This window comes from Acinetobacter sp. CFCC 11171 (genome assembly GCF_003268405.1).
GTDB classification, from domain to species: Bacteria; Pseudomonadota; Gammaproteobacteria; order Pseudomonadales; family Moraxellaceae; genus Acinetobacter; species Acinetobacter amyesii.
Genome location: NZ_LQXP01000031.1, coordinates 34,046 through 45,210, shown reverse-complemented (window position 1 = coordinate 45,210; position 11,165 = coordinate 34,046). Strand labels below are relative to the sequence as shown.

The following is an 11,165-nucleotide window of genomic DNA, read 5'->3' as shown; positions in this document are numbered from 1 at the left end:
GGAAGATCAATTGGTACCAGCCGCACCAGTAATTACAATCGGTTATGATGATGTAGGGGCTACAACAGGATTGATTAACTCAGGCGCTACAACAGATGATTCGACTCCAACATTGTATGGAACGGCTGAAGCGGGTAGTGTTGTTTCTGTCTATGTTGACGGAGGTGCAACAGCAGATGGGACGGTTACTGCAAATGCAGATGGAACTTGGGTATATACGTTGTCAACACCGTTGGCAATTGGTTCACACTCAATTCAGGCAAAAGCAGCAGATCAAGCTGATAACGAGAGTGAACTTTCAAATAGCTTTGCAATTACGGTAAATGCTCAGCAAACAGTTAATGTTGCCCCTGTAGTTGCGCTCAAAGATTCAAGCTTATTAGGATTGATTGGCGCAGATATTGCAGGATTAATTGTACTTGATCAGCAACCGTTATTAGCAGCCGATGCTAATAATAATATTACGAAGTTAACACTTAGTACGAGTAATGGGGTAACACTGTTAAGCACTCTAAAATTTGTATGGGGTGGAGACAGTTATGCTGCTACAACAACTGGTGGATCATTTCCTATTCCTGTGGCTGATGCAGCTAATGGTCCTAACGGTTCAGCTTTGTTAGAAGAGCTAGGTCTTAAAATCAGTACTGGAAGTACAAATACTTCGTCGGGATTAATGCAACTGCAAACCTAGTCATTGAGTCAGCATCTGGCGGTACGATCAGTAATGATGTGTTGAATGAATTCTTGGCAGCAGTACAGATCCAAAGTGGAGGATTGGGAACACTTCTTGATTTATCAGTGCTAGGATCATTATCAATTAGTGCAACAGATTCAAATGGGTTAACTGGAACGGCGAATCAAGCCCAGCTGGTGAGTTTGGGTGTGTTGCCAGGATTGTTGGATGGAGGGAATACCTTTATCAATTATGGTTCATCTTCTGGTGATATTATTGACAAGTCTGGAGTATTGACTAATCAGCGTCTGTATGGTTTTGACGGTGATGATACGTTGAAGGGGGGAGCTGCTGGCGACATTATTCGAGGTGGTGATGGTAACGACACACTTCAGGGTAATGGTGGAAATGATCAGCTCTACGGTGGTTCTGGTTCAGATACTGCAATATATACATTGTTAAATAATGCAGATAAAACTGGTGGAAATGGTATGGATACATGGGAAGATTTCCATTTTGGAAATGTAACCACTGATCAGCAGGCTGATAAAATAGATGTATCTAGTTTGTTAGCTAACCAAAATGTAACATCGGCGAATATCAGTCAGTATGTATCTGTACTTTATGATGCTAATAATAAGGTGGCAATAATAAGTATTGATAAAGATGGTACGGGTAATACTTTTGAAACAACACCTTTGTTGGTTTTAACTAATCAGCCAAGTACAATGACTTTGGATGATTTAATCCAAAATCAGCAACTTATTTTCAAGTAAAATCAGTTTGTAAATAAAAAAGAGCCTCCTCGGAGGCTCTTTTTTTATTTCCTTCATAAACACCACTAGATCAAAATAAAATGTGAAACTCATCAAAATAAATCATACAACCTTTATTTATATCTCAAAACTACACAATATAAGTGATTAAATTTATAAAAATAATGAATTAAATCAAAGTTATAAATTTGAGAATAAAGTTGAATTACGCTATTTTTTAATAGTAAATTTTTTGAGATTTTTTGCTGTGAATTTAAAGGCATTTTTATGGGTGGGGAGTATGGGACTCGCACTGCAAGGCTGTGCAACCATGCAAGGACTAAATCCAATATCATTAAAAAATTATTCATCACCACAAGAATGATCGATCAAAAAAATCTAAATGATAATAACGGTCGTGCACGTGAATATGTATACGATTGGGGGCCGCAAAAGAAAAATAGCGCACCTGAATCATTAACGCCCAAGCAGTACATGAGTGCTTACTGTCAAGCAAAAGATGGACGTTTTACACAGCTTAATACCAGTAACTTTAGTCAAGTGAAAAACACTTGGAGTAAAAAGTTACTTGCGACTTATAGCAGTGTGAAACAGGGTATCGGCGCATATCAATGTACCCAAGCCGATGGTCAAAAGTGGATGGTTTCAATTGAACCGACTGCGGAACGTAAAGCTGACCATGCTGAAACACGCTTGGTTAGTTTACAAACCAAAATTATAGGTCCAGAAGAGCGCCGAAAAATGTATGGAGTAGCCAATGAAAATACTTCAAAAAAATCTGAAACTAATAGAACCAAGTCATCGGCTGCTAAAAATACCAAAAAAGAGCTAGAAAATAAAAAAGAACCCGAGCCAAAAAAAGAAAAAAAAGCTGTAGAACCTGAGCAAAAACCTCAACCTAAAGCTGTTGCTGAAACACCGCAACAATTACAGATGCGCCTGTATGTAAATGCACGACGTGACCTAAATGCCGGAAAAAACCAAGTCGCGGCTTGTAATAACGCTCAGCGTGCTTACAGCTACGGTAAATTAAATGGTGCGAATGCCAATAGAGCCTATGCCGAGTCAGGGATGCTAGTAGCACGCTGCTTAACCTCGGTATCTGCCTATAGTAAAAGTTACCCGAATGCTAAAGCGCGAGCTAAAGGGATTTTGCAAAATTTAGCGATGAACTATAACCACGCTGGTGCAAAAAATATGTTGAACAATATGAAATAAGTTCATGCAGGAGAAAAGTTTTTGGGGAAATACTTTTATCCTGCTTAAATATTTCAAAAGCAAAAAATTAAATAATAATAAGGAAAAATATGAGCACGGTAAAAGATGTCTATTTTGATGCGCCTTTGTTTGATAGCGAATTAGCAGAAATCACTGTCAATATTTCAGAGACACCATTTTATTTTAATGATCAAGGTCAAGCACGTTATGTGAAGACATTGGACGCACACACCCAACTAATTGTTGAATCAAAAACCAGTGCACATTTCAGCAAGGGGAATGTGTATGAGGTTCCATCTGAAATAGCAACGCGTTACACAGTATGGGGTGAACAAACAGAACTTGAGTTTGCAGGACAGCATTTCGAATTTAAACCTTTGATTGCCACAAAAGAAACTGCGGCTGCTTTTGGCATGACACTTGTCCATGCAGGTGAGGCCATTGAAATACTTTCAGAGAAGAAAATTTTGTCTGAAATTCACTATGAATATGGAATGATGGCAGGGCATTATTTGCCTTATCAAAATGCAACATCAAATAAAAACGGCGCTAAGTCTTTAACGCCATTTGTTATCACAGATTTAGAACACCATGACTTTCCACACATTTTCACATCCAGCGATCAAGATCAGTTGCCACTGGTTATATCTGTAGGCCGGTATTTCCCCAATTTAGGCAAAATATATTTAGCGGATTTATGGGTGAAACCTAGTGATGCACTTTATATTCCTGCCAATCCTAAGCAATCAAATCCTGAATATATTGATTTACATAATAATCGTAGTGCAGCACTTGCCTGTTGGCGAGGCGAAAGCGCGAAAACAACCTTAACCACGCATAGCCTACTGGATACCAATGGTTATTTTTATTGGTATTGGAATCGTCAACCTACGACTCATCCATTGCTGTATGACCTTTAACCAATAATGTGAATGAAGATACAGTTTCGTTTTACACAGTTCTAACAGGTGATGGTCTGCTTCATGTGATACAACAGGGACAAATTCATGTTGGAAGATACGATGTATAAATTACAAATGTCAGCGCTAGGTCGCTGCACGAAAAAATCTCACAAGCTGCATTACTTACAACCGCTTTATTTGGTGCTTCGCAAATGACAATGGCGGGGCCAGCAGTAGATCAGCTCAGTCAATGTTTAGTTAAATCGACGACAGCAACGGATAAAACAGCGGTGCTGCAATGGACGTTCGTCGCGCTATCTTCACATCCTGACTTAAAAGCTTATAGCAATGTTAGTGCAGCGCAAAAAGAAGCCTTAGATAAAAACTTAGCGACCGTACTGCAACGGATATTGGTGGAACAGTGCTCGAGTCAAACCAAAGCGGTTGTACAAGCTGAAGGCTTACAAACAGTTGGAGAAAGTTTTCAGGAACTTGGAAGTATTACGGGTGAGGAAATTTTAAAAACACCTGAAGTGAAAGATCAACTCAAAGGCGTAGTGCGCTATATCGATTTAAACAAATTAGTGACTACATTTTTAACACCAGAGCTATGGAATAAGTTGGGTTCAATGCGTGGGAAATAATGTTCTTGAGTTTGAATGATCAAGCCTGTTTTTCTAGCTCAATTATTATTTCGATGAGTAATGGATATCTCGAGGAACTGCTATATAGACAGGCATTGTATTCGTAGATTTTTGAACAATCTATCTCGCTTTAATTATTGATATATCATAAATATCAAAAAAGTCTCGAAGGCTCGAGACTTTTTAAATTTCAAACTGGAATGATTTTGCTCTGAGAATACTCAAACTCGTAGTAAGTGGTTCTTAAATATAACAACCATTTAGATTGTAATCGTTGCACCTAATGCTTTCACAAATTGTGCCATCCATGCTGGATGTGCCGGCCATGCTGGGGCAGTAACTAAGTGTCCGTCGGTGACAGCATCTGTAACTGCAATATCGGCATAATTACCGCCTGCCAGTTTCACTTCCGCAGCACATGCAGGGTAGGCAGAACAGGTTTTACCTTTAAGCACATCGGCCGCGGCAAGCAGCTGAGCGCCGTGACATACGGCTGCAATCGGTTTTTGAACAGCATCAAACTCACACACAATCTCGACAACACGTGCATTCATGCGTAAGTATTCAGGTGCACGTCCGCCCGGAATCACCAGACCTACATAATTTTCAGTATTGACCGCATTAAAATCATAATTAATGGCAAAGTTATGACCACGCTTTTCGCTATAGGTTTGCTCGCCCTCAAAGTCATGAATGGCTGTAGCGATGCTGTCACCGGCTTTTTTATCCGGACAGACCGCGTGTACTGTATAGCCCAGACCTGTTAGAAACTGGAATGGCACCATCGTTTCATAGTCTTCAGCATAGTCGCCAACGAGCATCAAGATTTGTTTAGCCATGATTTTTCCCTCTGTTTGGATATGATTTATATAAAGTTTTGTTTTCATTTACCATAACATAATCAGATGTCAGTTTTAAGAATGAGGTGGCTTTCTTTAGTCGAAGCCATCAACCGTATACAAAATCATCAGGGGGAGATAGGCTGAAAAGAGATTTTATTTTTACAGAGCCATAACAGGCCGCACCCGGTAATTTATGATAAAAAGACAGCAGTTCAGAATGGAAATTCGAGTTATGTTGCACAATATTTTTACTGGTTTTAATCGTAGATTCTCCCGAATTGGTGGCTCTCTTTTGATGGCAGCTACCATTATGGGAACAACACAAGTCGCGGTGGCTGGGCCAACAGTGGATCAGCTGAGTAACTGTCTGATTAAATCTACCACGGCAGCAGATAAAACCGCCGTATTGCAATGGACTTTTGCAGCTTTGTCTGCACACCCAGATTTGAAGAAATTCAGCAATGTAAATGATGAGCAGAAAACTCAGTTAGATAAGAACTTGGCCACTGTGTTGCAACGTATATTGGTTGAGCAATGTTCAGCTCAGACCAAAGCAGTGATTCAGGCCGAAGGCATGCAGGCTGTGGGTGATAGTTTTCAGGAACTCGGCAGTATTACGGGTGAAGAAATTTTAAAAACGCCAGAAGTGAAAGACCAACTGAAAGGCGTGGTGCACTATGTAGATTTAAATAAATTGGTGATGACTTTTTTGACGCCGGATATTTGGAATAAGTTGGGTGAGATTCGTAAGTGATTTTTTCGGAGATGTTCTTCTTGTTTAGGAAGAACATCCCTTGTTTAATTGCAGCTACCTACAATATCTTGTTGTGTAGTTTCAACACTTGTGACGACTGCCTCAAAACTAACTTTTGGGTCGCTATATTCAGGGTTAGCATCTGCAAATGATTTTAGGCTATAGGCCATCATTGGTAGTTCTAAACACATAATCCGATATTTAGTATCAGCATCTTGTTCATAGATGGTTGACAATTTATCTTGAACCAACTGAATAATGTGGTGTGTTTCTTTATTATATTCTTCCTGTGAATTTACTTTGAAAGGAATTTCTTCTTGCTCGACTGATTGATCGGATGTTGAGTCTGAATGAGTTGTTTCCAGTTTAGCTAAATCAGCTGCTTGAGATGCTTCTTCTGTTGCGTGTTGTACTGACGAGTCGTCTGAAGTGGATGAAGAATTTGTACATGCAAATAAAAATGTAATTGCAATCATGCTTGCAAGCAAAGTAATTGATTTCCCGAAATTCATAATTTATGAACCGTATTTAAACAAAAAAACTAATTTAGCGTATTCTTTATAAATTTAATTAAATCATTTGCTTATGTGTTTTTAATTTAGCCATTTAGTTTTAAATTAGATCAGGATAAAACTTTTCATACTCCGCATTTACTGCTTCACCGCGTATTAAATAGCCTTTGGGTTGAATATAACTATAAATTTCCCGAGCAGGTTGTTCATGCCAACCAATATTGAATGCACACAGTTTTGGGAAAAATTGTAGGTGGCTGTAATTCAGACTGTTATGAATCCAATAGGCAAGCTGTTGCCAATTGGCTTGGTCTTTTTGATACAGTTCTAAAAATGATGGAATGACAATACACGCCGTTGCGCCATAACCTTTTGCATCGGGATAGTCCCCAATATGGCTTGCAAAGTTTTTCTCATTGCTGGCGCAGTTATGTCCTTTTTCATTGCCGAGTTGGTTCACGCTTGGAGAGCGATAAGCCGAGCGAATGGTGATGCGTCCAAATTTTTCTTGGAGTGGTTCGAGTAGTTGCTCGCACAGTTGTGTGCCTGTGTAGATGGCTTTTTCAGGATGGTCGGGGAAGTTGGGTACACCGTACCAATTGGCGATTTCACTATATAGGAAATCACGCATAAAAAAGGACTTAGATAGTTGAATGCGTCCTAAGTCTTCGAGTTTGGCGATGGAGGATACTTTTTTAATGGTCATGTTGTTTTTAGTGTGAAGTGTTTGATTGATTGTATTATTAAATTTTGAAAATTAAATGATTTACCTCTTATTTGTATTTTAAGACGTCTCCCTAACCCTCTCCTGAGAGGAGAGGGAACTTTCACTATAAACTTTATAGTGGAGTGAGATTCGCAATGATTTTTACTTTTCTCATTTTAGTGGATTGGCTTGTTCTTATTATCCTCAATAATATAAACCATTGGATAAGCCATAAATTCCACACCCAATGTATCTCTAACGTTGGCAATGCATAAATTTTCCGGATTTTTAATATATTTAAAGTTAACGTTGAATGGGCTAATCACTCCCCATTTTTTACCTGAGATTTTTTCACATCTAACTTGTAATTCTAAATCTTGCTGTGAAAAATCAAGAATCCCGCTTAGATCAGTAAATAGAAGATCAAAAATACGATCAAATGCATAAGTTGACACTTCATCAAAGCTATCTTCATCGATTTCAGTTATAGCTGAAAAGTGTTCACTTCTATAACGATACATTCGAGTTTTTTTATTAATATCCATTGCAATGGTGAAATCGATATAAAATTTAGTTTTATCCGATGAAACAAAAACATAAGGTATTAATTGAATATCTGTTTTCTCATTATTATTAAAAACAAAAGATGGGTTAGAAGTCATCAGTTTTATTTTTAATTTTTCAGTAACAAGTTGATCAAATTTTTTTTGTTGTAGGAACAACCCTCTATTAGCAGTTTTAGAATTGCTCACATTGTTATGTGCTATGGTTAATCCGATGACCTCGGCAAATGGTAAACCCATTGTTCCACCAACAGTTGGAGGAAGTCCAATTAAAACTTGAGCATTAGGTAATGATTTATCTCGCATCGCACCATAACGAAATTTAGAGATAGAATCACTAGAAACGCTAATCGTCATTTCATTATTAAGTTGAGGAAGTTTTGTTAAAGGACTCATGGCATAAGTTAGAGGAACAAAGCTTAGAAGTGATACAGAAAGTAAGATTTTTTTAAGCATTACAGTTCTCAATCAAAGTATAAATCAACGAAAAATTAAATAAATTGTGCAAGATTACCTTAAATATTTTAGTAAGTTTATGATCTAAAATTTAGGTGAATAAAAAACCCGCTCTAAAGCGGGTTTTCTTTATAAAAAAGATCAGATCAACCAATCAATTTCTTCATCAATTCATTTACTTGAGCAGGGTTCGCTTTACCCTTAGCCGCTTTCATCACTTGACCAACAAGACCGTTGAACGCTTTCTCTTTACCAGATTTATACTCTTCAACCATCTTCTCGTTCGCAGCAAGAACATCTTTAATGATTGCTTCAATTGCGCCTGTATCAGTTTCCTGTTTCAAGCCTTTCTCAGCAATAATTTCATCCGCAGTTTTGCCTTCATCCCACATAAAGCCGAACACTTGCTTCGCGATCTTACCGTTAATTGTGTTGTCCACAATACGTGCAATCATGCCACCAAGTTTTTGAGCCGATACAGGAGAGTCATGAAGCTCTAGGCCAGCTTTGTTTAAAGCACCAGAGAATTCACCCATCACCCAGTTTGCAGACACTTTACCTTGCGCAGCACCGCCCGCAGCCTTCACTACATCTTCATAAAACTCGGACATTTCACGCGTCAGTGTAAGCACATGAGCATCGTACTCAGTTACGCTAAAGTCCGCTACAAATCGAGCACGACGTGCAGCAGGAAGCTCAGGCAGGGCAGCACGTGCCGCTTCAATTTGCGCATCTGCAATGACTACAGGCAACAAGTCAGGGTCAGGGAAGTAGCGGTAATCGTTCGCTTCTTCTTTAGAACGCATAGAGCGCGTTTCCATCTTCACAGGGTCGAACAAACGCGTTTCTTGGTCAATCGTGCCATCCCAATCCAAGATTTCCATTTGACGTTCAATTTCAACATTGATCGCTTGCTCAATGAAACGGAATGAGTTCAAGTTTTTCAACTCGCAACGCGTACCAAACGGTTGACCCGGACGGCGCAGTGACACGTTACAGTCCGCACGGAACGAACCTTCTGCCATGTTACCGTCAGAAATGCCTAACCAACGCACAAGCGTGTGAATCGCTTTAATATAAGCAACCGCTTCTTCAACTGAACGCATATCTGGTTCAGATACGATTTCAAGTAAAGGCGTACCTGCACGGTTTAAGTCAATGCCTGACATGCCTTCAAATTGGTCATGGATTGATTTACCTGCATCTTCCTCAAGGTGCGCACGTGTTACGCCAATGCGTTTAACCGTGCCATCTTCAAGTTGAATGTCAATATGACCCAAGCCCACAATCGGGTTGTCCATTTGGCTGATTTGATAGCCTTTTGGAGAGTCAGGGTAGAAATAGTTTTTACGTGCAAACACAGATGCTTGGTCGATGTAAGCATCGATACCCAAACCAAAGCGAATCGCAAGATCAACCACTTCTTTGTTCAATACTGGCAATACACCCGGCATCGCCAAATCTACAAGGCTGGCTTGTGTATTTGGGTCTTGACCAAAAGTCGTTGAAGAACCTGAGAAAATTTTAGTGTTCGTGGCAAGCTGAGTGTGAATCTCAATACCAATCACTACTTCCCAACCATCAATCAGGTTAGATTTAGGTTTCGCAGCGTTTTTAGCCATTATACGTTCTCCTCAGCAATTGCAGCGCGTTTTGTATGCCAATCGGTTGCTTGCTGGTACTGATGCACCACAGACAACAATTGAGATTCTGACCAGTAGTTACCAATCAGCTGTAAGCCAACAGGCAAGTTGTCTTTGTCAAAACCAACAGGCGCGTTAATTGCAGGTAGACCTGCCAAGTTCACCGCGATGGTGTAAATGTCACCCAAGTACATTTCAACTGGAGACAGGTTTGCACCAATCTTGTAAGCCGTTGTTGGTGCAGCAGGGGCAGCAATCACGTCTACAGATTCAAATGCTTTTAAGAAATCTTGTTGAATTAAACGACGTACTTTTTGTGCTTTCACGTAGTATGCATCGTAATAACCAGCAGAAAGCGCGTATGTACCAATCAAGATACGACGTTGAACTTCTGCACCAAAACCTTCAGAACGTGAACGTTTGTACAAGTCCATTAAGTCCACAGGGTTTTCACAGCGGTAGCCATAACGCACGCCGTCAAAACGCTGTAAGTTTGAAGATGCTTCAGCAGGAGCAATCAGGTAGTAAGTCGGAACATAAGCATCAGTCATGGTGAGATCAATCTCAACCAAAGTTGCGCCCATTTCTTCTAACTTTTTCAGTGATTCTTCAACGCGTGCTTTTACGTCTGCATCTAAACCAGCAACATTAAAGTACTGCTTAGGAATACCAATACGTAAACCTTTTACAGAAGTACCGTTTAAGTTTGCTACGTAGTTGTCGACGTCTTTTTCAACCGAAGTCGAATCTTTTGCATCATGACCTGCCATCACGTTCATAAGATAAGCACAGTCTTCAGCCGAACGTGCCATTGGGCCGCCTTGGTCTAAAGATGATGCATAGGCAATCATACCGAAACGAGATACACGGCCGTATGTTGGCTTAAGACCAGTTAAACCACAAAAAGATGCAGGCTGACGAATAGAACCGCCTGTGTCTGTACCTGTAGCAAATGGTGCAAGGTCAGCAGCAACTGCCGCAGCAGAACCACCTGATGAACCACCCGGTACATGACTTAAATTCCACGGGTTAGCTGTTGCGCCGTAGTAAGAGTTCTCAGAAGTTGAACCCATGGCAAATTCGTCCATGTTCACTTTACCTAAAGTGACAAGGCCCGCAGCTTTACCTTTCGCTACAACGGTCGCGTCGTAAGGAGAGATAAAATTGTCCAGTATTTTAGAACCAGCAGTGGTCTTAATACCTTGGGTACAAAAAATGTCTTTATGTGCAATCGGCACACCCGTCAATGGAGTCGCATTACCGGCTTTTAGTGCCGCGTCAGCCGCATCAGCTTGTGCAAGTGCTTGTTCTGCTGTAACGGTCACATACGATTTTACTTGTGCATCGATTTTTTCAATGCGTTTTAAATAGTGTTCAGTCAATTCGCGAGAAGAAAATTTAGCACTAGCCAAACCTTCAGACAGTTCACGAATGGATAAGCGATGTAAATCAGTCATAAGAAATATTTCTTTACGT

General features: G+C 40.0%; 12 protein-coding genes. 6 read left to right on the top strand and 6 right to left on the bottom strand.

Annotated features, from left to right (window positions below; all coding sequences use genetic code 11):
* Positions 1–10 precede the first annotated feature (10 nt).
* From AVJ20_RS13715 to AVJ20_RS13695, 5 genes are all read left to right on the top strand, one after another.
* Complete coding sequence (locus AVJ20_RS13715) at positions 11–691, top strand: Ig-like domain-containing protein (RefSeq protein ID WP_162689771.1); 681 nt, start codon at positions 11–13, stop codon at positions 689–691.
* A 53-nt stretch (positions 692–744) separates the two neighbouring features.
* Complete coding sequence (locus tag AVJ20_RS18510) at positions 745–1,449, top strand: calcium-binding protein (RefSeq protein WP_213066193.1); 705 nt, start codon at positions 745–747, stop codon at positions 1,447–1,449.
* A 360-nt stretch (positions 1,450–1,809) separates the two neighbouring features.
* Positions 1,810–2,667 (top strand): hypothetical protein, encoded by an 858-nt coding sequence (locus AVJ20_RS13705; protein ID WP_322872485.1) that lies wholly within the window; start codon positions 1,810–1,812, stop codon positions 2,665–2,667.
* A gap of 89 nt (positions 2,668–2,756) precedes the next feature.
* A complete protein-coding gene (locus tag AVJ20_RS13700; protein ID WP_111885614.1) occupies positions 2,757–3,587 on the top strand; it encodes a hypothetical protein in 831 nt (276 codons plus the stop codon).
* Positions 3,588–3,721: 134 nt separating this feature from the next.
* Positions 3,722–4,213 (top strand): hypothetical protein, encoded by a 492-nt coding sequence (locus tag AVJ20_RS13695; protein ID WP_111885613.1) that lies wholly within the window; start codon positions 3,722–3,724, stop codon positions 4,211–4,213.
* 260 nt (positions 4,214–4,473) lie between these two features.
* Here AVJ20_RS13695 and AVJ20_RS13690 read toward each other — a convergent pair whose 3' ends face one another.
* Positions 4,474–5,052, bottom strand: coding sequence for a DJ-1/PfpI family protein (locus tag AVJ20_RS13690; protein WP_111885612.1), 579 nt, complete (start codon positions 5,050–5,052; stop codon positions 4,474–4,476).
* Positions 5,053–5,350: 298 nt separating this feature from the next.
* Between AVJ20_RS13690 and AVJ20_RS13685 the strand changes: the two genes are divergently transcribed.
* Positions 5,351–5,809, top strand: a complete 459-nt coding sequence (locus AVJ20_RS13685) for a hypothetical protein (protein WP_416240551.1) — start codon at positions 5,351–5,353, stop codon at positions 5,807–5,809.
* 44 nt (positions 5,810–5,853) lie between these two features.
* Here AVJ20_RS13685 and AVJ20_RS13680 read toward each other — a convergent pair whose 3' ends face one another.
* The 5 genes from AVJ20_RS13680 to gatA all read right to left on the bottom strand — a co-directional run bounded on the left by AVJ20_RS13680 (position 5,854) and on the right by gatA (position 11,146).
* The gene (locus tag AVJ20_RS13680; RefSeq protein ID WP_111885610.1) at positions 5,854–6,321 is read right to left on the bottom strand and encodes a hypothetical protein; all 468 of its coding nucleotides are present in this window, start codon (positions 6,319–6,321) and stop codon (positions 5,854–5,856) included.
* A gap of 100 nt (positions 6,322–6,421) precedes the next feature.
* Positions 6,422–7,027 carry a hypothetical protein gene (locus AVJ20_RS13675; RefSeq protein WP_111885609.1) on the bottom strand — a complete coding sequence of 202 codons (606 nt, stop codon included), beginning with the start codon at positions 7,025–7,027 and terminating at the stop codon, positions 6,422–6,424.
* A 176-nt stretch (positions 7,028–7,203) separates the two neighbouring features.
* Positions 7,204–8,046, bottom strand: a complete 843-nt coding sequence (locus AVJ20_RS13670) for a hypothetical protein (RefSeq protein ID WP_111885608.1) — start codon at positions 8,044–8,046, stop codon at positions 7,204–7,206.
* Between the two features lie 146 nt (positions 8,047–8,192).
* Positions 8,193–9,668, bottom strand: a complete 1,476-nt coding sequence (gene gatB / locus AVJ20_RS13665) for an Asp-tRNA(Asn)/Glu-tRNA(Gln) amidotransferase subunit GatB (RefSeq protein WP_111885607.1) — start codon at positions 9,666–9,668, stop codon at positions 8,193–8,195.
* The gene (gatA, locus tag AVJ20_RS13660) at positions 9,668–11,146 is read right to left on the bottom strand and encodes an Asp-tRNA(Asn)/Glu-tRNA(Gln) amidotransferase subunit GatA (RefSeq protein ID WP_111885616.1); all 1,479 of its coding nucleotides are present in this window, start codon (positions 11,144–11,146) and stop codon (positions 9,668–9,670) included. The genes gatB and gatA overlap by 1 nt, the downstream gene beginning before the upstream one ends.
* Positions 11,147–11,165: the final 19 nt, after the last annotated feature.

Coding starts and splice junctions, on each gene's coding strand:
- gatB (WP_111885607.1), bottom strand. CDS start 9,668: ATGGCTAAAAACGCTGCGAAACCTAAATCTAACCTGATTGATGGTTGG.
- AVJ20_RS13670 (WP_111885608.1), bottom strand. CDS start 8,046: ATGCTTAAAAAAATCTTACTTTCTGTATCACTTCTAAGCTTTGTTCCT.
- gatA (WP_111885616.1), bottom strand. CDS start 11,146: ATGACTGATTTACATCGCTTATCCATTCGTGAACTGTCTGAAGGTTTG.
- AVJ20_RS13705 (WP_322872485.1), top strand. CDS start 1,810: ATGATCGATCAAAAAAATCTAAATGATAATAACGGTCGTGCACGTGAA.
- AVJ20_RS13700 (WP_111885614.1), top strand. CDS start 2,757: ATGAGCACGGTAAAAGATGTCTATTTTGATGCGCCTTTGTTTGATAGC.
- AVJ20_RS13685 (WP_416240551.1), top strand. CDS start 5,351: ATGGCAGCTACCATTATGGGAACAACACAAGTCGCGGTGGCTGGGCCA.
- AVJ20_RS13675 (WP_111885609.1), bottom strand. CDS start 7,027: ATGACCATTAAAAAAGTATCCTCCATCGCCAAACTCGAAGACTTAGGA.
- AVJ20_RS13680 (WP_111885610.1), bottom strand. CDS start 6,321: ATGAATTTCGGGAAATCAATTACTTTGCTTGCAAGCATGATTGCAATT.
- AVJ20_RS13690 (WP_111885612.1), bottom strand. CDS start 5,052: ATGGCTAAACAAATCTTGATGCTCGTTGGCGACTATGCTGAAGACTAT.